The organism is Hymenobacter cellulosilyticus (assembly GCF_022919215.1).
In the GTDB taxonomy this organism is placed as follows: domain Bacteria; phylum Bacteroidota; class Bacteroidia; order Cytophagales; family Hymenobacteraceae; genus Hymenobacter; species Hymenobacter cellulosilyticus.
Window position 1 is genome coordinate 3,829,623 of sequence record NZ_CP095046.1, and the last position, 22,847, is coordinate 3,852,469.

The 22,847-nt window shown below is 57.8% G+C and carries 25 protein-coding genes; 1 reads left to right on the forward strand and 24 read right to left on the reverse strand.

Annotated features, from left to right (window positions below; genetic code table 11):
- Positions 1-47 precede the first annotated feature (47 nt).
- The 19 genes from MUN79_RS18885 to MUN79_RS18965 all read right to left on the reverse strand — a co-directional run bounded on the left by MUN79_RS18885 (position 48) and on the right by MUN79_RS18965 (position 15,122).
- Positions 48-632, reverse strand: a complete 585-nt coding sequence (locus MUN79_RS18885) for a hypothetical protein (protein ID WP_244674163.1) — start codon at positions 630-632, stop codon at positions 48-50.
- 99 nt (positions 633-731) lie between these two features.
- A complete protein-coding gene (gene bamJ, locus MUN79_RS18890; RefSeq protein ID WP_244674164.1) occupies positions 732-1,361 on the reverse strand; it encodes a BamJ family beta-barrel-assembly machinery protein in 630 nt (209 codons plus the stop codon).
- Positions 1,362-1,620: 259 nt separating this feature from the next.
- Entirely contained in the window at positions 1,621-1,755 is a 135-nt protein-coding gene (locus tag MUN79_RS30220) for a hypothetical protein (protein WP_262922901.1), read from the reverse strand.
- Between the two features lie 110 nt (positions 1,756-1,865).
- Entirely contained in the window at positions 1,866-2,720 is an 855-nt protein-coding gene (locus tag MUN79_RS18895) for a ThuA domain-containing protein (RefSeq protein ID WP_244674165.1), read from the reverse strand.
- 50 nt (positions 2,721-2,770) lie between these two features.
- Entirely contained in the window at positions 2,771-3,694 is a 924-nt protein-coding gene (locus tag MUN79_RS18900) for a hypothetical protein (protein ID WP_244674166.1), read from the reverse strand.
- A 123-nt stretch (positions 3,695-3,817) separates the two neighbouring features.
- Positions 3,818-4,477: an XAC2610-related protein gene (locus MUN79_RS18905; protein WP_244674167.1), complete on the reverse strand. Its 660-nt coding sequence runs from the start codon at positions 4,475-4,477 to the stop codon at positions 3,818-3,820.
- Between the two features lie 55 nt (positions 4,478-4,532).
- Entirely contained in the window at positions 4,533-5,348 is an 816-nt protein-coding gene (locus tag MUN79_RS18910) for a polysaccharide deacetylase family protein (protein ID WP_244674168.1), read from the reverse strand.
- Between the two features lie 274 nt (positions 5,349-5,622).
- Positions 5,623-7,305, reverse strand: a complete 1,683-nt coding sequence (locus MUN79_RS18915) for a T9SS type A sorting domain-containing protein (RefSeq protein WP_244674169.1) — start codon at positions 7,303-7,305, stop codon at positions 5,623-5,625.
- 331 nt (positions 7,306-7,636) lie between these two features.
- The gene (locus MUN79_RS18920) at positions 7,637-8,731 is read right to left on the reverse strand and encodes an OmpA family protein (RefSeq protein ID WP_244674170.1); all 1,095 of its coding nucleotides are present in this window, start codon (positions 8,729-8,731) and stop codon (positions 7,637-7,639) included.
- 89 nt (positions 8,732-8,820) lie between these two features.
- Positions 8,821-9,084, reverse strand: coding sequence for a DinB family protein (locus MUN79_RS31240; protein WP_311136524.1), 264 nt, complete (start codon positions 9,082-9,084; stop codon positions 8,821-8,823).
- Positions 9,057-9,269, reverse strand: a complete 213-nt coding sequence (locus MUN79_RS31245; RefSeq protein WP_311136525.1) for a hypothetical protein — start codon at positions 9,267-9,269, stop codon at positions 9,057-9,059. Before MUN79_RS31245 ends, MUN79_RS31240 begins: the two co-directional genes overlap by 28 nt.
- Before the next feature lie 59 nt (positions 9,270-9,328).
- Positions 9,329-9,844, reverse strand: a complete 516-nt coding sequence (locus tag MUN79_RS18930; protein WP_244674171.1) for a hypothetical protein — start codon at positions 9,842-9,844, stop codon at positions 9,329-9,331.
- A 12-nt stretch (positions 9,845-9,856) separates the two neighbouring features.
- On the reverse strand, positions 9,857-10,285 hold the full coding sequence (locus MUN79_RS18935) for a DUF6892 domain-containing protein (RefSeq protein ID WP_244674172.1): 429 nt from the start codon (positions 10,283-10,285) through the stop codon (positions 9,857-9,859).
- 70 nt (positions 10,286-10,355) lie between these two features.
- A complete protein-coding gene (locus MUN79_RS18940) occupies positions 10,356-10,841 on the reverse strand; it encodes a hypothetical protein (protein ID WP_244674173.1) in 486 nt (161 codons plus the stop codon).
- A gap of 88 nt (positions 10,842-10,929) precedes the next feature.
- Positions 10,930-11,469 carry a hypothetical protein gene (locus MUN79_RS18945; protein ID WP_244674174.1) on the reverse strand — a complete coding sequence of 180 codons (540 nt, stop codon included), beginning with the start codon at positions 11,467-11,469 and terminating at the stop codon, positions 10,930-10,932.
- Positions 11,470-11,489: 20 nt separating this feature from the next.
- Positions 11,490-12,062 carry a hypothetical protein gene (locus MUN79_RS18950; RefSeq protein WP_244674175.1) on the reverse strand — a complete coding sequence of 191 codons (573 nt, stop codon included), beginning with the start codon at positions 12,060-12,062 and terminating at the stop codon, positions 11,490-11,492.
- An 87-nt stretch (positions 12,063-12,149) separates the two neighbouring features.
- Positions 12,150-12,554 carry a hypothetical protein gene (locus MUN79_RS18955; RefSeq protein WP_244674176.1) on the reverse strand — a complete coding sequence of 135 codons (405 nt, stop codon included), beginning with the start codon at positions 12,552-12,554 and terminating at the stop codon, positions 12,150-12,152.
- A 148-nt stretch (positions 12,555-12,702) separates the two neighbouring features.
- Positions 12,703-14,526 carry a peptidoglycan D,D-transpeptidase FtsI family protein gene (locus tag MUN79_RS18960; RefSeq protein ID WP_244674177.1) on the reverse strand — a complete coding sequence of 608 codons (1,824 nt, stop codon included), beginning with the start codon at positions 14,524-14,526 and terminating at the stop codon, positions 12,703-12,705.
- 143 nt (positions 14,527-14,669) lie between these two features.
- Positions 14,670-15,122, reverse strand: coding sequence for a nuclear transport factor 2 family protein (locus MUN79_RS18965; protein ID WP_244674178.1), 453 nt, complete (start codon positions 15,120-15,122; stop codon positions 14,670-14,672).
- A 351-nt stretch (positions 15,123-15,473) separates the two neighbouring features.
- Between MUN79_RS18965 and MUN79_RS18970 the strand changes: the two genes are divergently transcribed.
- Positions 15,474-16,574: a hypothetical protein gene (locus MUN79_RS18970; protein ID WP_244674179.1), complete on the forward strand. Its 1,101-nt coding sequence runs from the start codon at positions 15,474-15,476 to the stop codon at positions 16,572-16,574.
- 73 nt (positions 16,575-16,647) lie between these two features.
- Here the strand turns inward: MUN79_RS18970 and MUN79_RS18975 are convergent, their stop codons facing one another.
- From MUN79_RS18975 to MUN79_RS18995, 5 genes are all read right to left on the reverse strand, one after another.
- Positions 16,648-16,857, reverse strand: coding sequence for a hypothetical protein (locus MUN79_RS18975; protein WP_244674180.1), 210 nt, complete (start codon positions 16,855-16,857; stop codon positions 16,648-16,650).
- Between the two features lie 25 nt (positions 16,858-16,882).
- Positions 16,883-17,143, reverse strand: coding sequence for a hypothetical protein (locus MUN79_RS18980; protein WP_244674181.1), 261 nt, complete (start codon positions 17,141-17,143; stop codon positions 16,883-16,885).
- Positions 17,144-17,736: 593 nt separating this feature from the next.
- Positions 17,737-18,588, reverse strand: coding sequence for a tetratricopeptide repeat protein (locus tag MUN79_RS18985; RefSeq protein WP_244674182.1), 852 nt, complete (start codon positions 18,586-18,588; stop codon positions 17,737-17,739).
- Positions 18,589-18,681: 93 nt separating this feature from the next.
- Positions 18,682-22,146 (reverse strand): methylmalonyl-CoA mutase family protein, encoded by a 3,465-nt coding sequence (locus tag MUN79_RS18990; RefSeq protein WP_244674183.1) that lies wholly within the window; start codon positions 22,144-22,146, stop codon positions 18,682-18,684.
- Positions 22,147-22,236: 90 nt separating this feature from the next.
- Positions 22,237-22,500, reverse strand: a complete 264-nt coding sequence (locus MUN79_RS18995) for a MafI family immunity protein (protein WP_262922902.1) — start codon at positions 22,498-22,500, stop codon at positions 22,237-22,239.
- Positions 22,501-22,847 lie beyond the last annotated feature (347 nt).

Consider the following 22,847-nt stretch of genomic DNA (forward strand, 5'->3'; position numbering starts at 1 on the left):
ACCGATGATGAAGATAAATGTGGCCTAGCCAAGGCCAGAAGAGCTATTCAGGATGGGATAGGGGAATCGGCGGGGTCGGGAGCAGGCTGGCTGGCATCCAGCTCGGCCTGCAAAACTGCGGCCGCGGCGGCGGCGGCTTCGTCGTGGCGCTGCCGGATGCGGCGGTTGGCTTCGGCAGCCAGCTTTAGCCACTGCTCAGAAGCGCCGGAAAAAGAGAAGTAAGCGGCCTCGCGGCCCAGGCGAAACAGGCGCAGGCGGTTGGCTCCGCGGTTGCCGTAGGCCAGTATCAGCGCGCCCAGTGCCATACCGAACATAGCGGGCATGGTGCGCAGCCAGTTTTGCAGAAAAGCCAGGGTGAAACCGGCCAGGACCAGGCCGCCCAGCATAAACCACAGCAGCCAGCGTACGGGCTGCACTTCCACACCTTCCAGCTCCAGCAACGAATAGCGCTGCCCCTCGATGGTTAGGCTGTCGGCGGTAAGCTCCAGGCGGCCATTTTCACTGCGCAACGTGGGCAGCAGGGCCGGCTCGGGCTGAGGCGATGACGCCGTAGGACCTTGTGGGGGTGAGGCAAGTGGTTCCGGAGCCGACTGGGGCTCTACGGGTAACTCGGGTATTTCGGGGGCGGGCATGGTTGCCGGGGCAACGGAATGCTTTACTTCGGCTGTGCTAGTGCGCACCCAGCTTGGCGGCTGGGTGGCACTAGCGGTACTAGAGGCCGAAGCAGGGCTTCAGTTGTTTACTTTGATCAACTCCACGTCGAAAATCAGAGCCGAGTCGGGGCCGATGTCGCGGCCGGCGCCCCGCTTGCCGTAGGCCATGTCGGAGGGGATGTAGAGGCGCCACTTCGAACCTTCGGGCATCAGCTGCAGGGCTTCTGTCCAGCCGGCAATAACCTGGTTGACGCCAAACGTAGCGGGCTGACCGCGCTGGTAGCTGCTGTCGAACACGGTGCCATTGATGAGGGTACCATGGTAGTGGGTGGTTACCGAGCTGCGGGGGCCGGGCTTCTGGCCGCTGCCTTCCGTCAACACTTCGTACTGCAGGCCGCTGGGCAGGGTGGTTACGCCGGGCTTGTTCTTGTTTTCGGCCAGGAAGTCTTCACCGGCTTGTTTGTTGTTGCTCATATCTTGGGAATCTTGGGTGTCATCTTCTTCGGGGCCGCCCATCTGGGCCTGCAGCTGCTCCATGGCGCTGCGCATCTGTTCCTGGCTTAGGCGGCTGGGCTCACCGGCTAGGCCTTCCTTGAGGCTGGCGGCCAGCACGTCGATGTCGAGCTGCAGACCCTGCTGGGCAAAGTTGCGGGCCAAATCGCGCCCGATGATGTAGCTGATTTGCTCCTGGAGGCTGTTTAAGTTCATAAACCAGTGGGTTGTACGCGCTTCCGGGCTGGCGGAACGTGGTGGGCTCAGCCTGGAAAAAGTCGGTGGGTGAAACAATGCCAGCCGCCCCGCACGGGCTGCTGAACTGTGAAGTACCGAAAACAGGCCGGAATGGATGTGGTTTTTTTATTTATGTCCTTCTAACCCCTTGATTCTGACAGGCGGATTATTTCCGGCCGGAAAACAAAAAAGCCCCGCCAGGGCGGAGCTTTCCGTTACAATCGGCTAGCTGCGGAGCTTAGCAGTAATAGCACTGATCTTCGCCGCGCAGGTCAAAATGCAGGTTGAGGTCTTTGAGTTGAGCCGTCAGGTAGCCCAGGGACCCAAGGCCGCCCAGAAACAGCAGCGACGACAAGGCAGTGGTCTTTTTCATGTCAGTAGAAGGTATGTTGAAGCAATTCAGCTTGTTGGGTGCAAAGATAATACGTAGGCGGATGAAAAGTGTTATGCAAGCATAACTATTTTGTTGCCTCTCGCTGAACCTTAGTGCGGAGCCTGCCGGTACTTACCGTCTTTGCCCAGCCAGAGCAAGGTGTTGAGGATAAACTGGTTTTGCGGCGCCTGGCTGAACGTGGACGACAGTTGCTGGTTGGTGCCGTGCTCGTAGTCGATGTCGTTGTGGCCCATATTGACGTACACCATGCGGTAGCGACGGTTGGTCCAGGCTACGGGGTAGTAGCCGCTGCGCCAGATTTCGTGGGCCTTGGGGCCGGTACCCAGTGGAAAGCTGGTGGAATCAACAGCCAGCAGGATGTCAATAGCCGGGTTAGTCCGCAGGTCATTGGTCCACTTGTACCACTCGTTGGGGGCGGAAGTGAAGGTTGGGGGCAACTTGCGGGTCGTGGGGTGCTTGGTGTTAGCTACGCGCAGCACAGCCGCCGTGGGCCGCCAGGTATTGCCCGCGTACTGCCCCGTGCCCAGAAACTGCTCGTGGTACCAATTCCAGTCCTGGGCGTAGGTGGAGGGCGTAAGGGCAAAGCCAGCAAAGTGGAACCCCAGCCAAGCTCCGCCCTGCTCCATGTACTGCTGAAACGCGGCGCGCTGGGCCGGAGCCTCCGGCCGGGTATCCAGAAACAGCACGACCTGGTACTTAGCCAGAAATGCGGCGTTCAGGTTGTCCCAATTCGAGGTGGAGTCGTAGGCAAAGCCGTGCTGGGCCGCCATTTTGGGAAACCACTTGTTGGCCTCCTGCACGTAGCTGATGTGGGCCTGGTCGTTTTTGGCCGTGTAAAAAGCCAGCACTCTAAAACGCGGCTTCGTTTGTTGTGCTGCACAGTCCAGGGTGAGCCAGAGACCCAGCAGCAGGCTTGCCAGCGTTTTAACGTTGAGGAAAGACATACCGGAGAAGTTGTTTGGAGCCGCAAGCCTGCCCTGGAATTATGGCCTAACTACTCGTCGCCCGGGCTGGGGCTGCTCTTTCCGCCCATGCCGCCCAGCATGATGCCCAGCGACTTGCCGGCAATCTGCATTTCATCCTTGGCGTAGTCGAGTACCGGGCCGGTGGTTTTGATGTTCAGGTCCTGGTCGGTAACGGGCTTGCGCTGCACGCTGGCAAACTCGTAGACCATGCGCTGTTTGCGTTCCTTATCGAAATACACGACCAGCTTGGTGATGCCCAGCTTTTCCTTGACGTAGACGGGGTGGGCAAAATTCAGCGCCGCCGGAACCTGGGCCGAGGTCCACACGTCCAGGGCGGCGGGCTTCTGGTCAGTGGCGCCGGGCTCGGTTGCCGCAGCCTGGCTTTTAAGCGTGTAGGTTGTTTTCTGGCTGGGCAGGCCGGCTACCAGGGCCGTTTCGGTGGTGGGCTTTACGGTGTAGTCTACCTCCGTCACGACGATGCTCTGCCAAGTGCGCTTCACGGAAGCCGCATTGTAGGTGTAGGCTACCTGGTCGGGCTTGTCCTGGGCCTTGAGCAGCAGCAGGCCGGTATTCTTGGCGCTGTCAAAAAAGTTTTCCAGGTGATAGGTCAGCGCGTCAGTAGTGGCCCGGGCCTGAGCGCCGCGGCAGTAGAGGGTGCCTTTGCGGGGCAGCATAAGGGCGCCCAGGCTCATGGCCGGGCTCAGCTTGGCGGCTTCGGTCTGAAACTGCTGCTGCTCGGCCGGCGTTAGGCTGGCGGCCAGCCGCTCCATCTGGCCCTTCAGGTCGCCCTTGGTCGGGTCAATCTGGCTGAGCATCTTGTCGTAGGGGTTGCCCGGCAGCGACACGCGGGTGGTAATTACGCCCTGGGTAAAGTTTTCGGCCGCGGGGGTGAAGCTGGTGGCCAGCACTACGGTAGCGGGCAGCAGGGCGGCCTGCAAGGAACGGGTGCGCATAGGGAAAGGAAGGGGTTAGAGGGAAAGGAGTAGGGTGCTCCGGCCGGAACAGTAGCCCGAGCCGAAGCTTTAATAGAGACAAATCTATATAGATAAAATGAAGCAGGCCCAACCCGCCGGCCGCTAGTCCTTGTAATACTCCTTGATAGGAAAGCGCCGCACGCTGGTTTGCCAGCGGCCCTGCACTTTCTGCTTGGTCGTAACGACGACCTGCTCGCCTTCGCCGGTGGCGTCTTCTTCCACGGTTTTGGTTTCCACCAGGCCCTGACCCGGCACCACGGCGTACTCGGTGGTCAGGTGCCAGCAGCAGCCGCTTTTCTCGAACGTGATGATGCGTTTGCGCTTGGTATCCAACTGAAACATACCCAGGTTGTCGGTGGCCAGGGCCGTCAGCTCGGCGCTGGGCACGAATTTGCGGGGGCGGCTGGCGTACACGTACACGTCGTACGACGGACCGCCGTAGCTGCTGCGGTTGCCGTTGCGGATGGCCAGGTCCTGGGTGCCGTCGAAGTTGAAGTCGGCAAAAATCAGCGGGCTTTGCTCCCCGTAGAGCTCCACGACGTTGACAGTGGGCTGGGTATGGCTGTCGTTATCGAGAAAGAAATTCAGATCCTCCGACGTAAAGGTCTGCACCAGCTGCTTGGTTTGCTTGCTGAACAGCCGCACGGTGCCCCGGCCCTGGCATTGCCCGTCGGCGCAGGCGGCCACCGTCAGCTCGGCCGAGTAGAGGTTTGAGCCAGTATTCAGCTGAAAGCGGCGCTGGGCCTGGGCCGGACTGCTCACAGCTAGGCTTAATAATATAACGCCACAGAAGGGGAGCCAAGAACGTACCATGAGCCTAGCGTTTACCGGCCGCGGTTTGCTGACTGGCCTTTACTTTGGCGGCTACATCCACCATGGGCGCCACCCAGATGTTCTTTTCCTGCGCTTTGAGGTAGCGCAGCAATTGGCGGTGGGCTTTCAAATCCACGTTTAGCCCGTGGCCGCCGCCCACGCCGTGAAACAGAAACACCAGCAGCGTGTGCGACTTCTGGGCCTGCTTGACCAAATCTACCAGGTAGTCGCCCGACTGCCCGTTAATCATGTAGGCGTCGATGTTGGTCAAGTCAATCTGGGCGGGCGTCTGCAGCCCTGAGGTTACGCCCCGGGCTCCCACGAAGTCGTTTTGAAGCTGGTCGTAGAACTTCACCCCGCCGACGGTCAGGTCGCCGCAGGGGTAGGCGAAAGTGCGGGCCGTTTTGCCGTCAATAGCATTGAGCAGCGTGTTGTTGGCGCGCACCTCACTCACGGCCCGGTACAGGGTATATTTGCTCAGGTCGTTGTCGGGCGTCACGAAGTCGCGGCCGGGCAGGCTCCCGTCGCAGGGGTGCATCAGGGCGTGGTTGCCGAGCTCGTGGCCCCGTTGGGCGGCGCGGCGCCACTCGGGCAGGCGCTTGGCCACCACCGGCGAGGAGCCGATCAGGTAAAACGTGCCGCGCAGCTTCACTGAGTCCAGGGCCGGCACCACGATGTCCAGGTTCCCGTCGATGGCGTCGTCGTAGGTTAGCACCACGGCGCACTGCTTGTTGTTCCACACGCTGGTGGTCTGGGCCTGGCTGGGGGCTACGGCGCCCAGACCAAGCAGGGCGGGCAGTAAAAGAAGCGGAGTTTTCATTGGTAGCGGGGAACTGGAGCAAAAGGGTAACAAGGCAGCCTAAGGTTAGGCAACAGACTATTTATTCGCAATAACCACATCTGGCCGCATATAGCATAGTAGCTGAATGGCCACTTGGTGCTGCGGTTAGAATACCGGGCGAAGAATGAGCCGATTTTGCAGTAGCGCCTACGACGGGACGGGAGTTGCTTGGGTGAGTAGTCTGGGTACTAAAAAGGCCGCTTCGAAGGAAGCGGCCTTTTTAGAAAGTAAGCGGCTGGTCTTGCCGGCAACCCTACTGAATGACCAGCTTCTGAGTGGTAACAGCCTTGCCGGCCGTTATCCGGAGGTAGTAGACGCCGGGAGCCAAATCACCCGTTGCAACGCGCACCACACTACCGGAAGGCGCTGGTACACTCGTCTGCTTCAGTACCGCCTGGCCCAGGCCATTGGTGATGGTCAGCTGAGCAGCAGCGGAGCCGGCCGGCAGCTGAATGGTGACCTGGTCGTGGGCTGGGTTTGGGTAAATGGACACCGGTAAATTCGCCTGCCCGGAGCCAGTAGCTGCGACAACCCCGGCGAAATTAAGGCGGGCCAGGAAAGTTGACTTGCTGCCGGTAAGAGGTGGCAGGGCACCAAATTCCGTCTGGTTCTCAAAGTTTCCGGTTAGCAGCAGGGCACTCCCGTCGCCAGAAATGGTGGCGCCGGTTGGCTCTTCCAAACTAGGGCCGCCGGCCCGGGCGGCCCATACTGCCTGGCCGGTGGCCGTGTTTAGCTTGGATACAAATATGTCTTGGCCGCCCGCGCTGCTCAGGCTTAGCCCTTGCCCAAAACTTACGGTAGAAGAAAAGGAGCCAGCTGTTAGTAGCTCGCCCGAAGGGTTGAAAGTAACTACGTTATAAGTAGTGCTGGCTGGTGTTTCGTGGAGCCATTGCCAGGTTCCGGAAGCCCCGTCCAGCTTGGCCAGGTATGTTTTTCCTGAAGCCACCGCTGGCAAGCTGCCAAACTGGAAGGAGCCATTCTGCACCTTTCCGGTTACAAGCACGTCGCCGGCAGGTGTAAACCACGTACTGCTGGCGGAGCCCGAACTGCTGGCCGCATTGCTGCCCGCGGCCCGAGTGGCCCAAAGCCACTGCCCGGTGGCAGGAGCTAATTTGGCTACGTACAGGGTACGGGAGCCACCGCTGGGCAGCGGTGGCAAGTTGCCCAGGGTAAGAGTTCCCCCATAAGACCCGACTAAGACCACATTGCCAGCCCCATCCATTGCTACTCCACTGGCTGCCATTTCGGTTGCCGAAAGTTGCTTTACCCACTGCCACTGGCCGGTACTACCAGATACGCTGGCCACGTAAATATTCGTCTGGTTGGGTCCGGTGGCTGTAATGGCCGGCAAATTGCCAAACTTAACCGTTTGACCGAAGTAGCCGCTGATGACGGCGTTACCCGCCTGGTCTACGGCCAGGCTGCTCGGCGCATTGCTGTTGCTGGTGGCAGTAGTAGCACCGGTGGCCCAGAGCCAGGTACCCGTATTCCCGTCAACTTTCGCCACAAATGAATGTCCAGTCCCATTATAATAGCCTGTGTAGAGAGTAGGAAGGTTGCCAAACGTAGCCGAATATTGGTAATAGCCGGCAATAATGGCATTTCCGGCCGGGTCGAGGCGAATCCGTACCTCGGGAATGTAGGGTTCCGAGCCTGCGCCGTTGCCGCCAGCCCGGACTGCCCAGAGCCACTGCCGGGTTCGGCCATCCATCTTCGCCACGTATATATCCCGGAACGAGCGGGCCCTTAGGGCCGGCAAATTGCCCAGGGTGATACTGCCTTGGAAGGTGCCGGCCATCAGAACATCCCCGTTGGTATCAGTCACGGATTGGGAGGAATAACCATATTCGGTGTTCCCACTAGCAATAGAGGCGGCCTCAGTCCAGCCCAGCTGCTGGGCGTACAGGCGTTCCGGAATAGCAGCCAGCCCCAGCACAAGGAGAATGGCAGAAACTCCGGACCGGCTATTTTGGAGCGGCCTGCAAGCGGGTAGGGTAAATGGAAGCATAAATGTTTGAAATAGGTGTCAGAGTTGATTTGTTTTCAAGGTAAAGTGATTCTCCTTTCCAAAGGCCACCTGCCTACTAAATAATAGCACTTATTTATGTTACTATATTATGTGCAAGCCTCTGGGTGAGTGGGGACAGGCGTTGTTCTAAGCGTAAAGCAGGGTAGGCATCGGGAAAATCCTGGCCATGCGCTGCCGGAGCCTGAACTGGCTTGAAAAGCTGGTCTGAAGGCAGAACTGCCTCGTATGACGCCTGCGCTTACTCCATCTGCACTACTTCCACCCGACGGTTGCGGGCATCGGGCGAGGGGTACAGCGGGCGGGTGTCGCCGTACCCAATGGTGCTGATTCGTTCCGCCGCAATGCCGGCTTTCACCAGAAAAGCCTTTACCGCTTCGGCCCGCTGCTCCGACAGCGCCTGGTTTTTCTCGGGCTCCCCGATTTTATCCGTGTGGCCGGCAATTCGTATTCGCAGCGCGGGTCGGGCCTTTAGCTCGGTGGCTAGCTGCGTAAGGACCGGAATTCCATCGGCCAGCAGCTCGGCGGTTCCGAGCTTAAACAGCACCGTGGGCAAGACTACGGGGGCCGGAGCAACCACCGCCGGAGGAGCGGCAGCCAAAGCGGGCTTTGTAGTATCCGGAGCCGGCAGTGTGGGAGCGGGAGTGGGCAGCGCCGCCACGGGCGGAGCCGGTTTGGGCACTGGCGCGCTGCCCGTTACCCGAATGGTGATGGGCACTACCGGGCTTTGCTTGGTCGAATAATAGCCCTGGGCCAGGTAGAACGTGGTGGTTTTGCTCAGCTTGGTGCGGTACGTGTTGCCGGTCGTTACGGGCTGTTTCAGCTCGGCATCGGCGTACCAGAGCACGTTGCGGCCCGTGACGCGAATCGTCGTTTCGGTTCCGGCCGCTACCGTTGCCGCCGACTTGAGCTTAACCCGGTAAAACGTGAAGCTGCCCACGTCGCAGTCGCCCACGGGGCGGTAGGTGGCCTTGCCGGTGAGCTTTTCCTGGGCGGGGTCGTAGGTAAAGGTGATGGCCCCGTCGCACCAGTAAGTGAAAGGCGAGCCGCCGGTTTCGTTGAGCTTGCGCCCGTGCTCTACGCGCAGGCCGCCCGCCGTGGGCGTACCCTGCACCTGGAACGTGACCGAAGTGCCGGGCTGCCCGCTCACCTCCTGATACAGCACCCCAAACAGGCCGGTGCCCTTGCCTTTTTGAATGCGGAGCACGGCTGGCCAGGCCGTACCCGCCTCCCGCGTATCGGTTTCCACGCCCTGCCAGACGCCCGCCAGGGACTGGCCATGAACCGGGCCCGCCAGTAGCAGGCCCACAATGCCGTACCAAAAGCTGTGTTTCATGCCGCGAAATAAAGGTGGTTTAGACACAGAATCCAATGCTGCTGCCTCTAAGACGCGGCCCACGGCTGGTTTGGTTGCAGCCGAAGCATTTATCGGGCATCCAGCAGCCGCCGGTGGTAGTTGACTTGCCCCAAATGATACGTCAGGTGCGTGGTCAGATGCACCAGCAGGTACTCCGTGGAAGTAGGCGCTTCGAACACCAGCAGCGGGTACTCCTCGGCCAGCTTTTCAGTGGGCAATGCTCGTAAGGTTTCATCCACAATGCGGGCCGTTTCCTCTACCATTGTCAGCAGCTCGGTCCGGGGCACGTGCTTGCGGGAGAATTCTAATTCCCGTTGGCGGACGTAGGCCACGCCTCCCAACTCGGCCCGATATAAGTTCGCAGGTTGCCGACCAGATGCAGGCATAGGTTGCCGGCCGAGTTGGTAATGGCCTTTTCCGTGTGCCAGATGCAGGCTTCATCCTGGTACTGCGTAATTTCCTGGTGCAGGCGGTTCAGGTCGCGCCCAAACAGTTGACGGAGCGTTTCAGTGAGCATAGGGCTAGCTAATAAAAGTAAGTTCGGGGCACAGCACGACGTAGCGTACTTTTTGGCTACTAGCGGCTTAGGAAAATGCAGCTGGCAATCAGTCCGCCGATGGTGGCAATGCCGGAGAGCAGCATGGCGAAAATCAGCAGGATGCCTTGTCCGCCCGTTTTGGGCATAATTATCAGCCGGTCCTTGGCCTGAAACTTCTCAATCTCCGGGTTCTGCAGCTCCACCTCGGTGGCGGCGGGAGCCGTAAACTCGGCAATGGCCGTGATTCGCTCCCCGCTCATATTCACCCGCTTGAAGTTCATCAGGTTCAGCAGGTTGCGCACCGGGAGAAGCTGGCCGGAGCTTTTCTCCCGTAGCGTGAAGGCAACCTGCTGGGGCGCCAGACCGTCGAACTGATTGCGCTTGGTTGCAATTTCATACTCCCCGGCTTTGGGCAGCGTTAGCTGAAACGAGGCCTGAGTAGCGTCGACTTCGATTTGGTTTTGGCTGTAGAGGGCAATGGTCCGGCCAATGCTTCTGATCAGAAAATACAGCCCCATGACGAACAGGAGCGGAAATAAAATCTTGTAGGGCATCCGGTTGGTGTCTTAGCAATAATCGGTTTCAATGCCCTGGGCCTGGAACTGCGCTATCATTTCTTCCCGGTCATCATAGAACAGCGTCATCTTGCGCAGGTTGGGCAGCAGAGCCAGGTCGGCGGTAGAGGTAATGGTGAACGTCTCGTCTTCCCCGTCCCAGAACGGGTAAAGATGATGGTAAATATCGTCGCCCCCGTCCTGGTAGATTTCCTCGACCTGCGTCAACAAAGCTGCGGGAATCTCCAGGGCCAGGAAGTAGTCCCGGACTTCGGGAATAATATCGTAGCCGTCTTTCTCAATGTCGATGCGGCGGCCTTGGTAGGTTTTGGCAAAGGCACGCAGGCTGAAAGCGGGCTGCAGCAGCTCCTGCTCGTACATCAGCACCTGAATGACGGCGAGCTTGAAGTTGAAATCCTGAAACTGCGTGGGCTTATCCATACGGGTTGGGTAGCGGGGCTACGGCTGCAGCCGGCAAAGACGGCAATACTGCTTTGGGTCAAGTTGTCGCTTACTTTTTCAGCACCAGCTCGGCCTTGGTGATTTTCAGCGTGGGGTTAGGGGCCGCTACCAGGCGGGCCTTGAAGGTGTAAGTGCCCGTGGCCGGAATTGTGAGGGAACCGTTCTTACCCGAAAAGCTCCAGTTGGTTTTGCCGTTGACGGAGGTCTTAACTTCGCCTACTGTCACATTTTTCTCGGTGGGGTCCAGCTCCAGCTGCTGGTAGGGCTGGCCGTTTTGCAGCACCTGCACCTGAAAGCGCACCGGCGCCTCGCCTTCGTAGGCCAGGTCCATATCCGACCACAAGGCCACCTCGTCGCCTTTTTGCAGCTGGAGCGCGGCTTCCTTCACGACTTCCTGCCCCGGCGTGCTGATGGTGTTGACAGGCAGGCGGGCTATTTCCTTGCCGAACAGGCTACCGCAGGCGCTAAGCGGTACGGCTAGCAGCAGGGCCGCCAGGAATTGATTTACGCTCGATACTCGGTAGGAATGCTGCATAGAATGATTGGTTTGAGCGGGTAAGCTTAGGGCTTTTTCCGCAAAGCCCGACTCCACCGCACTCCGGGAAAGGCAGGCGTTGCTCACTCTAGATCTTGCGGAAGCCATGGACGGCCAGGGCCATGCCGCCAAAAAAGAGCAGAACTCCCCCGAGCAGCAAAGCAACCGACCCAGACCCTGATAGAATAACGGTAAAAAAGCTCAGCAGCGACATGACGGCTCCCACAACGGCCATAATAATCCCTAGCACAATGAAGGCAATGTATTTAGCGGAGCCATCCTGGGAAGTAGCGGCGGTTTCCCGGTGTACCGGCCGCCGCGATGCCAGATGCCGCAGGGGCGCAAGGGTACGGGCTACTACCTGCCGGGCCGGCCGCGGCGCCCGTGCCACCGGGGAGGCTGCTGGCCGGTGGTTTACTGCCGGGGCTGCCTGTGCCGGGCGCGCTGCTGGTAGCTCGGCAAGCGCAGTAGCGGCGGCAGGTGCCGGCGGGGGAAGGGGCTGCTCCCGCCGGGCGGGGGCCGGGCCGTGGTAGGAGCTAGTGCGGGGCAGCAGCGCATACTGCGCCCGTTGACAGGCAAAAGTCAGGCTGCACAAGGCCGCTACAAGGGCTAGGGTACTACTTCGCATAGGGGACTTGCCGTAAGAATTTACTGATGTTCGATGGTAAAATGATAATAGGAAGAGTCGCGGTAATCGGGGCGGAAGTAGATGCGGTTGCCTTTTAGCCGGACTGTCTGGGAAATAAAGTCGTTGTGGATGACGGGGAAATGCTCGAAGGTAATGGTGGTGTCCGTTTTCTGGTAGGTGCCCGAGTAGGTATCCTCGCCGACAATGTAGGTGGAGGTCATGATGTAGCGGCCATTCTCGAAGAGCTGCAGATCCAGGTAGCTAAAGTCATCCTTGAACCGGGCGCTCAGGATTTCCCGGCCATAAAAAGACCCTTGGTGATACAGGTGCAGGAGCACCGCCGCGCTGAGGGCCGTGGCCAGAGCGCCGAGCTGCAGCAGGGTAGGCGGCACTTTCGCGACAATGCTTGCGGGAATGGCCCGCACCAGCAAAGCGGCGGTGACCAGACCGGCCACGATAAACAGTAGAAACAGGAGTAGTGAAACGTCAGCACTCCGGATAAAGGGCATCAGCGAATAGAAAAGGCAGCAAAGCCCTACGGCCAGGACAATTCTGGTCCAGGCTTTTTTGACGGTCACCGTTGGGGCGGGCATAGGTTCCGGGACTGAAGCCGGAAGATAGACGTTTCAACCTTACCCGGTTTCGCTTCTGCGGGAGCTGCTGGCAGCAGCGGCAGCTGGCTACTGGGCCCGCAGCCAGGTCTGGGCCGCTTCCAGGCTGTCGAACAGGTAGAGGTCGAGCTGGTCGCCGATGCGGTGCTTCAGGTCCTCGATGGAGTATTGGCCGAACACATCGGGCGAAACGACCTGCCCGATGGAGCGCAGCCCGGCCGAGATGATAAGCGGGGTCCAGACCTGCTGAATCCAGTCGTTGGCTTCCACGAAGGTGCCTACCAGGTCGCGGTGGTCGTTAAGCAGCTTGGGGCAGGGCTGCTGCCGGATCAGGTCCAGGTGAGTCAGACCACCCTGCATAACGGAGCTCAGCGTTTGGCGGCCATACCAGTGAGCATGAATCCAGTTGTCGGCCTGATTGAACTTCAACGTCAGAAAAACACTGCCGTCGCCACGGCGCAGCGTAGTATCCATTAGAAAAAGGAGTGGAGTCTGAAAGAAAGGTGTAGGAGGGTCGGGGGCGCAAATATCGCACGGGCAACCGAAAGAAGCCCGCAAAAGTCAGCGCCTGCTTAACCGGCATTCCTGAGCCGAAGTTTAAGGCCCCAGCAGCCTGGCGGGGCTAGTAGCCGTGGCGAGCCCGGCTCTGAATGCGCTTTTCCCAACGCTTACGTTTGGGGGCAATGTGGCCGCGCAGGTGCTTTTCCATGACCATCACGGCGCAGGGCGCGGCGGCGGTAGCCCCGAAGCCGGCGTTTTCGAGGTAGACGGCCACGGCAATCTTGGGATTGTCGGCCGGGGCAAAGCCGACGAAGGCCGCGTGGTCGTCGCCCTCGTCGTTTTCTACGGTGCCGGTTTTGCCGGCCACGGTAATGCCCACGTCGGCCAGGCTGGAGGCATCGGCGGTGCCGCCGCGCTGCATGACGGCCACCATGCCCGGAATGAGGGCCGCGAAGTTGGCGCTGTCGATAAGGGTGTGGCGCTTCTTGGTGAAGCGGGGTAGAGGGCCATTTTCGCCAATACCGCGCACCAGGTGGGGCGGGTAGTACCAGCCCCGGTTGGCAATGATGGCGGCCATATTCGCCATTTGCAGGCCCGTCAGATTGATTTCGCCCTGGCCGATGCTGAGCGAGTAGATGGAGCGGTAGGTCCAGCCCCGGGTGCGGCGGGCCTTGTCGTAGTAGGCCGGGGTGGGCAGAAAGCCGGGCGCCTCGCGGGGCAAATCGACGCCCAGGACTGAGTCGAGGCCGAAGGAGCGGGCGTAGCGCCGCCACTGGGCCAGGTTGGCATGCCGGGCTCCGACAGTGTCCTGGGCCAGGGAGTCGGGCACGCAGTCGATGAGGCTCTGCATGACCTGGTAGAAGTAGGGGTTGCAGCTGTACTTGAGGCCCTTAGTGAGGCTGGTGGCGGGCTTGTGGTGGTGCACGCAGCTGACCAGCGACTGGTCGCAGCGGAAGGCCGAGCCGGGCGTAATGGCGTTCATCTGCAGGGCAATGGCGGCATTCACGAGCTTAAAGACCGAGCCGGGTGGGTTGGCCAGCATGGCGGGGCGGTTGAGCAGGGGCATATCCTCGTGCTCCAAAAGCTCGGCGCGGATGCCGGCCTGGTCGGGCGCGGTGAGGGTGGCGGCCGGGTACACGGGAGCCGAGACGTAGGCCAGGATTTCGCCGGTGCGCGGGTCGAGGGCCACGAGGTAGCCGCGGCGGTTGCCGAGCAGCTTCTCGGCGTAGGCCTGCAGCTTGGTGTCGATGGTCAGGTGCAGGTCCTGGCCCTGCTGGAAGGTGGTGTCCTTGGCCCAGGTGCCGTGCTGCTGCCCCTTGGCATCGAGCAAGGGGTGGAGGTAGCCGTGGCGGCCGGTGAGCAGGCCGTTGTAGTAGGCCTCGACGCCGCCGTTGCGCAGGCGGTAAAACCGGCCGCGGCGGTAGCGCTTGGCCTGGCGGAAGAATGCCTGGGCCTCGATGCTGCGGTAGCCCAGCACGGCGGCCCCGGCGGGGGTGGTGTAGGTGCGGCTGTAGCGTTCGGTAAGGGTGAGCTGGGGCACGGTGGCGCTGCTGTCGCGGCGAATGCGCTCGGCTTCTTTCTTGGTCAGGCGCAGCTGCACGGCGAGGCCGTAGGCACCGGGATACGGCAGGGCCTCCTGGATGCGGCGGCGCACGGTGGTGGAGTCCCAGCCCAGCAGCTCGCCCAGGGCCAGGGTATCGAGGGCGCGGCGGGGAAGCTTGAGCAGGTAGTGCAGGCGGGTGTCGACCAGCACGGAATCGTGACGGTCGAGCAGGCGGCCCCGGATGAGGGAGTCGGCCACCACGACGCGGCGCGGGGTGTAGACTTCGCCGGTGCTGGGGTCTTTAACGGGGGCGCTGGTGGGCTGGTCGGGGGAAGAGCAGGCGGTGAAGGCCACTAGCAGGGCTAGCAGGGCATTTTTCCACCAGGGGGTAGCAGTGCGCATGGGGTAAAGCTAGGCAATTGCCGGGCTTTGGGGCGGGGCTTTTCGCCGAACGGGGCTGCTGGCCGATTGAAACAGCCCGAAAGGCCTTTTCGCACGGTGCTTCACGTACCGAAAAGAAGGAAACGGAATTTGGGGCCGGCAGTCTACTGCACGACTATGTTGGTGGCCTGGCGGGCGGTGAGGCGCCAGGCACCGCCTTGACGCACCCAGACGTCGGTGTAGCGGCGGGTGACGGTTTTGCCCGCGTGGGTGGTTTTCTTTTCGGGGGTCACGATTTCTCGGCCCATAGCTACGGCCACGTCGCCGGTGATAGTAATTTTCTCGATGACCCGCTCGAAGGTAGTGTAGTCGATTTTGCCGCTGCGCAGAAAGCCCAGTATTTGGGGGCGGGTCACGATTTGGTTGTCGGGGTTGTTGACTACGAATTCCGGGGCCCAGAGCTTCTTGAGGGCGGTGGTGTCGCCGCGGAGCACGGCCTGGCGCTCCTGCTGCTCGAGTTGGGTAATGGTGGCCGGGGTAGCTTGCTGGGCCTGTGCCTCGCCGGCCGGGCCCAGAACGAGGGTGAGAAGAACGAGGGAGACGGATGGGAGATGCATGGGACAGGTAGGTAAAGATTGAATATTACTAAATATATAAAAATGTGGATATAAATAGAGCGAGCGGAGCGGAGTAAAAAATGGGAAGGATGTAAGCGGTATCCAGGAAAACGCAAAAACGGCCTACTCGAGAAAAGGGGCCGTTTTTTGCGTTTTTGAGGAATATTAATGATGGCTATCATGCGGCCGTTACAGGCGATGTTTACTGTCTAGGTAATTGGCATGCGCCTATATGACGACTTACTTACAGTATAGTAATGATAAAATTCAGTGTTGGCACTGATTTGTTAAAGATCAAATGTCCAGTATTTAATGATTGAATTTACGATCATCATAATATTCATGCAACCGGTGATGGAACAGCAAGCTGCAAAAGGGTGGTTGAAGAATTTCAATGAGAAATTAGTGCTTATAACTAGTGTAGTTTCTACTCTTGCTACAATCGTAACTCAGGTTGTAAAAACATATAAAACAGGATTTAATGATGTTGGTATATTGATAGCTATTGATATCGTAAATCTTTTAATATTAGTGTATTTCTATCTGAAAATACAACCTGAGAAATTCATATGCCGATCTGAGTTGGAAAGAGAAAAGTTGGCAGAGATACTTCATATTTCTAAAAGTAAAGTTGATTTTAACATTGAGAGAGTTAACACTTTGGTTTCCCAAATTTGTTTCTCGATTGGCTTTTTTATAATATTTCTATCGTTCTTTTATCTTATACAAATTATTAAAGACTATAAAGATTTATGGGCAAACGTTGAGAGTGTTTTAAGTAATGCTGATTCTATTGAAGATTTATTTGACTCAAGTTCAAGGGGAGCTATTTATTTTATAGTAATAGAATTCTTTGAGAATTTTTTTAATATGATTAGCGCTGCGTTTGTTTATATATGTTTCAAAGTATTATATGATACAACCCTTGATGAAGAAAATCATCCTGTAATAAGCTATCATGGTACAGTGCTTTTGCTTTCTTTTTATTTCATTGCATATATATGGGTTATATTCAATGGTATCCCAGGATTGAATCTTAAATATTCATCACATATATTTAGGCTGTTGTGTGGTGTTTATAATGGCTTTGCAATGAGTTTGTTGTTTGGTAGGTTAACATCCATGGAATATTTCTTTAAATCAGACAAGCCGTTGATTAAGCAAAGCTTTATTAAGAGGTTTTATTATTATGGTGTTGTTTTTGTTCTTCCGTTGTATATATTAGCTCAGCCTATGTATGGAGTTTTTTATGCAACCGAATTTGGTAGCAATGTCGTATTCAAGTCATTGGTATTTACAATATGTTTTATTGGGAAGGCATTCTTCTTAGTCTTGCTACTTACTTATATTCGCAATAGATGGCTTCATGCCTATCTGCACAATGTCTTAGCGAATCAGTCTTTACCTAGAGGCATTTCTAATGATTTTGATGAAATAGTTGACTTGGATTAAATATTTAATGGTAACCTAAAGAGGGCGCTACTCTGACAAGGTAGCGCCCTCTTTAGGTTAGTGAGAAGATGAGTCACATATTCCCGCGGTACTGTCCACCGACTTCGAACAGCGCATTCGTAATCTGCCCCAAGGAGCAGTACTTCACGGTTTCCATCAGCTCGGCGAAGAGGTTGTCGTTCTGGATAGCGACTTGCTGAATCTGCTTGAGGCGGGTTTCGGTCTGGGCGGCGTGGCGGTTGTGCAGGATGTTGAGCAAAATAATACCCTTTTTGACATACATCCTTCGGTAAGTAGCATCAAACTGACTACCGCTTTCGGGTAAGCCGATACCCGGAGTAAGCATACTTGCCACTGCCGAGCTGGTCAGAGGTGTTGAGGTAGGTAATCCAGTAGTCCTGGCCGCTCTCGTAGCGCCAGGGGCCGGTTTCTTTGACCGAGGTGCTGTCCCGTATTACGAAGCGGTTATTTTCTTTAAGCTCTAGGGTGCAGGGGCGGCACTGGGGGTAGGCGGTCAGGTAATACAGGCCCACCTGGCTTAGGTCGGCCTCCCGCTGAGTTTGGTGCATTCGTACTCCGAGCCAGATAACCAGGGGTACCAGTATCAGGAGTTGAATTAAGCCCCGGCGTTTCGCACGGGTATTCTTCGCTTTGCTTAGTAGGAAGGCCGATCTGATTATAAGCAGAAAGGGAAGTGAGTAAATAAGAAAGTTTAGGAGCAGGGCGAAGTTGACCATGGGCTAGTACGGAATAGAGCTAATGGTCAAAACCCGTGAGGGCCCACTGATAGTAGGCTAGGCATACGACGCTTATGGTGAGCACCGAGAGTGTTCGGCGGGAAGCGAGCAGCCACTGACTGTCTCGGCGCAAGAATGAGGCGAGGAGCAAGCCTAGTCCGAGCCCGGCCAAGATGAAGGCAATGCAGCTGCCTTGGAGGTACTGCCACTTCCAGTGGGGCTGGGTCGTGTCCAAGTGGTTAGGGGCAATATAGGCATCCGGGTCACCCAGGAAGTCGACGGCATCAGCTGGTAATAATAGTAGTAGAGATAAGTAAAATAGGGCAGTGAGCGGCGCTAGAACTCGGTCTATAATTTTTAGCAGCATGAGGAATAGTGAAGTGTACTACTAGTGTGCTTAGGCTTGTGCCGGTATAGAATAAGTATTACCGGCAATACCGCTTCTGCAAAGCTGTGGCTTCTTCGACGCCATAGGTCGCAGCTTTAGCCAAGTCAACACAGCCAATAGCTGGCTGATTGCGCCTTTCGATAAAGTGCATTGCTTTGGACAAGTGGCCATAGCCAATTTCCTCGCGCAGCCTGCGTATGCTGTCCTGCTGCATCCAGTCACGTTGATTTGTTTTCTCAATCCGGGCCAACTGGCTCTGCAACTCAGCCAGGCGTAAGTCACTTGTTTCCGCAAAGCGTTGGTCATCCTCCATCATGGCGTAGGTATCGGCTAACTCGCTATACACTTTAGTGCGGTCGTGGTATAGCTTCAATGCCTGCTGGGAATCACGCTCGGCTGCGGAGTAATTTTTTAAGAGCGAATAGAGAAGTGCGCGTCGGCGATAATAATAGCCGACTTGGCCATTTAAGGCAATGGCTTTCGATAAGGATGCCTCGGCTTGGGTATAGTCTTGTTGTAGGCTGGATAGCCATAGCCACCCCAAGTCTAGGTTTGGATGGGTTTGCAGTAATGCTTTTAGTTGATCTATTCGAATAGCCTTATCCGGCGTTGAACCAGTGCTAACAGCAATGAGAGTTGTTTCCGTTAATGTGTTTAATAGATCAGGCGATTCGCTTAACGTCAGGGCTGCTTCCTCCAAAGGCTTTGCTTCGCTTACTTCGGATTTATCAACGTAATGAAAGCGGCGAACAGGGGAATGTTCTAAGGTTTGCTTTAGAACTGGCGATAATGCTGCCAACTGCTCCGTTATTCTTACCAAGGCGGCTTCTTTGGTAATTGGTGTAGTCGAAGGGGAAGGTGATGAACAGGCGGAGAATAGCAGAGCCATGAATAGTAGGCGGTAAGGTTTCATAATGAATTCATCAAAAAGGGCGCTACCTCAGCAAGGTAGCGCCCTTTTGAACTTAGTCCGACAGAGAAATTACATATTCCGGCGGTACTGCCCGCCAACCTCGAACAGCGCATTCGTAATCTGCCCCAGGGAGCAGTATTTCACCGTTTCCATAAGCTCGGCGAAGAGGTTGCCGTTAGCAATGGCGACTTGCTGCAGTTGCTTAAGGCGGGCTTCGGTCTGGTCGGCGTTGCGGGTGTGCAGGTTTTGCAGCATCTCAATCTGGTACTGCTTTTCCTCCTCGGTGGCCCGGATAACCTCGGCGGGTACCACCGTGGGCGAGCCTTTGGAGGAGAGGAAGGTATTCACGCCGATGATGGGATACTCGCCCGTGTGCTTGAGCATCTCGTAGTGCATGCTTTCCTCCTGAATCTTGCCGCGCTGGTACATGGTTTCCATGGCGCCCAGCACGCCGCCCCGCTCGGTGATGCGGTCAAACTCCATGAGCACGGCCTCTTCCACCAGATCGGTGAGCTCCTCGATGATAAAGGAACCCTGGAGCGGGTTTTCGTTTTTGGCCAGGCCCAGCTCCCGGTTGATGATGAGCTGAATGGCCATGGCCCGGCGCACCGATTCCTCGGTGGGCGTGGTGATGGCCTCGTCGTAGGCGTTGGTGTGCAGCGAGTTGCAGTTGTCGTAGATGGCGTAGAGGGCCTGCAGGGTGGTGCGGATATCGTTGAAGTCGATTTCCTGGGCGTGCAGGCTCCGGCCGCTGGTCTGGATATGGTACTTGAGCATCTGGCTCCGGGCGTCGGCGCCGTACTTGAGCTTCATGGCCTTGGCCCAGATGCGGCGCGCCACGCGGCCAATGACGGCGTACTCAGGGTCAATACCGTTGGAGAAGAAGAACGAGAGGTTGGGCGCGAAGTCGTTCACGCTCATGCCCCGGCTCACGTAGTACTCCACGAAGGTGAAGCCGTTGGAGAGGGTCAGGGCCAGCTGGGTGAGGGGGTTGGCACCAGCTTCGGCAATGTGGTAGCCCGAAATGGACACCGAGTAGAAGTTGCGGACCTTCTCCTTGATAAAGTACTCCTGCACGTCGCCCATCAGGCGCAGGGCAAACTCGGTGGAGAAGATGCAGGTGTTCTGGGCCTGGTCTTCCTTCAGGATGTCGGCCTGCACGGTGCCGCGCACCTGGCTGAGGGTGCGTTTCTTGATGGTTTCGTACACGTCGGCGGGCAGCACCTGGTCGCCGGTGACGCCGAGCAGCATCAGGCCCAGGCCGTCGTTGCCCTGGGGTAGCTCGCCCTGGTAGCGGGGGCGCTCCAGGCCTTTGTCGGCGTAGATCTGGTTTATCTTGGCTTCGACTTCGGCTTCCAGGCCCTGCTCTTTAATATAGAGCTCACACTGCTGGTCGATGGCGGCGTTCATGAAGAAGGCGGCCAGCTGGGCGGCGGGGCCGTTGATGGTCATCGACACCGAGGTGCTGGGGTTGGCCAGGTTGAAGCCCGAGTAAAGCTTCTTGGCGTCATCGAGGCAGGCGATACTCACGCCGGCGTTGCCGATTTTGCCGTAGATGTCGGGCCGCAGGTCGGGGTCCTCGCCGTAGAGCGTCACCGAGTCGAAGGCTGTGGAGAGGCGCTTGGCGGGCAAGCCCATGCTCACGTAGTGGAAGCGGCGGTTGGTGCGCTCGGGGCCGCCTTCGCCGGCAAACATGCGGGTCGGGTCTTCGCCTTCGCGCTTGAAGGGAAACACGCCGGCGGTGTAGGGAAACTCGCCGGGCACGTTTTCCTGGAGCTGCCAGCGCAGCAAATCACCCCAGGCCGTGTAGCGCGGCAGGCTGACTTTGGGAATCTGCTGGTTGGAGAGGCTGGTGGTGTGGGTCTGGATGCGGATTTCCTTGTCGCGCACCTTGAAGACGAACTCCGGGGCCTTGTAGGCGGCTACTTTTTGCGGCCAGGTTTCCAGGAGTTTCCAGTTCTGCCCGTCCAGCCGGAGTTTGACCTCCTCGAAGGTCCTCTCCAGGCCGGCCACGAGGCTTCCGGATTCGGATTCGTGGCCGCCGTTCCCGCTGCCAGGTCCTGCAGCGGCGTTTCCGACACTTTGGACGGCTCCGATGGCTTGCTTGATTCCGTAGAGCTGCTGAGCGGTGTCAGCTTGTTTGAGAACCCACTGGTCATATTGGCGGTTGGTTTCGGCGATTTCAGACAAATACCGCGTGCGGTGCGGCGGAATGATATAGATTTTCTCGGAGTCTTCCTTGGTGGTCGCCAATTGGGACGCAAACGGCACGCCCGTTTTGGTCTCAATCATGCTCAGGATGGCCCGGTAGAGGCGGTTCATGCCCGGGTCGTTGAATTGCGAGGCGATGGTGCCGAACACGGGCATCTCGTCCAGGGGCTGGTCCCAGTAGCCGTGGTTGCGCTGGTACTGCTTGCGCACGTCGCGCAGGGCGTCGAGGGCGCCGCGCTTGTCGAACTTGTTGAGGGCAATGACGTCGGCGAAGTCGAGCATGTCGATTTTCTCCAGCTGGGTGGCGGCCCCGTACTCGGGCGTCATCACGTAGAGGCTAGCATCGGAGTGCTCGATGATTTCGGTGTCGGATTGCCCGATGCCGGAGGTTTCGAGGATGATCAGGTCGAACTCGGCGGCCCGTACCACGTCGACGGCGTCCTGCACGTACTTGCTCAGGGCCAGGTTGCTCTGGCGGGTAGCCAGGCTGCGCATGTAGACCCGGGGCGAGTTGATGGAGTTCATCCGGATCCGGTCGCCGAGCAGAGCGCCGCCGGTTTTGCGCTTCGAGGGGTCCACGGAGATGATGGCAATGGTCTTCTCGGGGAAGTCCATCAGGAAGCGGCGCACCAGCTCATCCACCAGGCTCGACTTACCGGCGCCGCCGGTGCCGGTGATGCCCAGAATCGGGGTTTTGGTCACGGAAGAGTCGAGGCGCTGGTCGGAGCCGCCTTCGGCTTTTTGGAAATCGGCAATCAGCTGGTCTTTCACCCGGGCAAACTCGTCGGGGAAGTTTTCGGCGGCCGAAATCAGGCGGCCGATGCTGCGGGCGTCTTTCTCTTTTACGTGGGTTACTTCGCCATTCAGATTCTGGCCGGTGGGGAAGTCGCAGCGCTGGAGCAAATCGTTGATCATGCCCTGCAGGCCCATGGCGCGGCCGGCGTCGGGGGAGTAGATTTGTTCGATGCCGTAGGCGTGCAGGTCCTCGATTTCGGTGGGCAGAATCACGCCGCCGCCGCCGCCGAAGAGGCGGATATGGCCCGCGCCGCGCTCCTTGAGCAGGTCGTGCATGTACTTGAAGTACTCGTTGTGGCCGCCCTGGTAGGAGGTGATGGCAATGGCCTGGGCATCTTCCTGGATGGCGCAGTCCACGATTTCCTGCACCGAGCGGTTGTGGCCCAGGTGGATGACTTCGGCGCCGCTGCTCTGAATGATGCGGCGCATGATGTTGATGGCCGCGTCGTGGCCGTCGAAGAGGGCGGCGGCGGTGACGATGCGGATGTGGTTTTTCGGCTTATAGGGAGCTGCGGGAGCTACTGACATAGCGCGGGGGAATGGGGTGGAATTTGGGTAGGCGAAGGTACGAAAAAAGCCCCGGCGGTGGGAGCTAGGGCTTTTTGTGACTTACGTACGTCAGGAAGGTTGAATAAGCTTTTTTAGAAAATTGTAGCTCTTCGGTGGTAGATTCATTCCAGTAGCTAGAGCTTCCACCTGCTGAAAAAAGTGCTCGGTAATCTTGATATCAAACTCGTAGAGCTGCACCACGATGATATCGAATCCGACTTCCCATTCGGCATAATCGAACATATCCTTTGCGTTTGCACAATCTCGCGGCGGTAAACCCAGGGCCGTAGCGGCGGATAATAGGGTCCAGTATTTCTCCTGTTGCTTTCTCACGACGGTTTCTATGAACGGGTATTCTAACCGGGGCAGCCCCAGCTGGGCGCAATGTCGGTAGTAAACAGCCTAGTTGAATACATGCTAAGCCCCGGCGGTGGGAGCGGGGGCTTTTCACGTCGGGTTGTACTACATTTCAGAGTCTAAACCTTCGTATTCATTACGTAATGTCTGAGCCCAGTAAACGCAGTGCTTCCTTTTTTGAGTTTCACCAAGTCATCCAGGAATTACCTGGGCAGCAGGCTTGGCGCAGCAAGGCTGGGTCCGGTGCGGGCTCCATATTTACGATGGAATTTAAGCCCGCGCTACAATCAGATGTTCCCCAAAGTGAATTCTCCTTGATGGTT

Coding starts and splice junctions, on each gene's coding strand:
- MUN79_RS18885 (WP_244674163.1), bottom strand. CDS start 632: ATGCCCGCCCCCGAAATACCCGAGTTACCCGTAGAGCCCCAGTCGGCT.
- bamJ (WP_244674164.1), bottom strand. CDS start 1,361: ATGAACTTAAACAGCCTCCAGGAGCAAATCAGCTACATCATCGGGCGC.
- MUN79_RS30220 (WP_262922901.1), bottom strand. CDS start 1,755: ATGAAAAAGACCACTGCCTTGTCGTCGCTGCTGTTTCTGGGCGGCCTT.
- MUN79_RS18895 (WP_244674165.1), bottom strand. CDS start 2,720: ATGTCTTTCCTCAACGTTAAAACGCTGGCAAGCCTGCTGCTGGGTCTC.
- MUN79_RS18900 (WP_244674166.1), bottom strand. CDS start 3,694: ATGCGCACCCGTTCCTTGCAGGCCGCCCTGCTGCCCGCTACCGTAGTG.
- MUN79_RS18910 (WP_244674168.1), bottom strand. CDS start 5,348: ATGAAAACTCCGCTTCTTTTACTGCCCGCCCTGCTTGGTCTGGGCGCC.
- MUN79_RS18920 (WP_244674170.1), bottom strand. CDS start 8,731: ATGAAACACAGCTTTTGGTACGGCATTGTGGGCCTGCTACTGGCGGGC.
- MUN79_RS31245 (WP_311136525.1), bottom strand. CDS start 9,269: ATGCTCACTGAAACGCTCCGTCAACTGTTTGGGCGCGACCTGAACCGC.
- MUN79_RS18930 (WP_244674171.1), bottom strand. CDS start 9,844: ATGCCCTACAAGATTTTATTTCCGCTCCTGTTCGTCATGGGGCTGTAT.
- MUN79_RS18935 (WP_244674172.1), bottom strand. CDS start 10,285: ATGGATAAGCCCACGCAGTTTCAGGATTTCAACTTCAAGCTCGCCGTC.
- MUN79_RS18940 (WP_244674173.1), bottom strand. CDS start 10,841: ATGCAGCATTCCTACCGAGTATCGAGCGTAAATCAATTCCTGGCGGCC.
- MUN79_RS18945 (WP_244674174.1), bottom strand. CDS start 11,469: ATGCGAAGTAGTACCCTAGCCCTTGTAGCGGCCTTGTGCAGCCTGACT.
- MUN79_RS18950 (WP_244674175.1), bottom strand. CDS start 12,062: ATGCCCGCCCCAACGGTGACCGTCAAAAAAGCCTGGACCAGAATTGTC.
- MUN79_RS18955 (WP_244674176.1), bottom strand. CDS start 12,554: ATGGATACTACGCTGCGCCGTGGCGACGGCAGTGTTTTTCTGACGTTG.
- MUN79_RS18960 (WP_244674177.1), bottom strand. CDS start 14,526: ATGCGCACTGCTACCCCCTGGTGGAAAAATGCCCTGCTAGCCCTGCTA.
- MUN79_RS18965 (WP_244674178.1), bottom strand. CDS start 15,122: ATGCATCTCCCATCCGTCTCCCTCGTTCTTCTCACCCTCGTTCTGGGC.
- MUN79_RS18975 (WP_244674180.1), bottom strand. CDS start 16,857: ATGTATGTCAAAAAGGGTATTATTTTGCTCAACATCCTGCACAACCGC.
- MUN79_RS18980 (WP_244674181.1), bottom strand. CDS start 17,143: ATGCACCAAACTCAGCGGGAGGCCGACCTAAGCCAGGTGGGCCTGTAT.
- MUN79_RS18985 (WP_244674182.1), bottom strand. CDS start 18,588: ATGGCTCTGCTATTCTCCGCCTGTTCATCACCTTCCCCTTCGACTACA.
- MUN79_RS18990 (WP_244674183.1), bottom strand. CDS start 22,146: ATGTCAGTAGCTCCCGCAGCTCCCTATAAGCCGAAAAACCACATCCGC.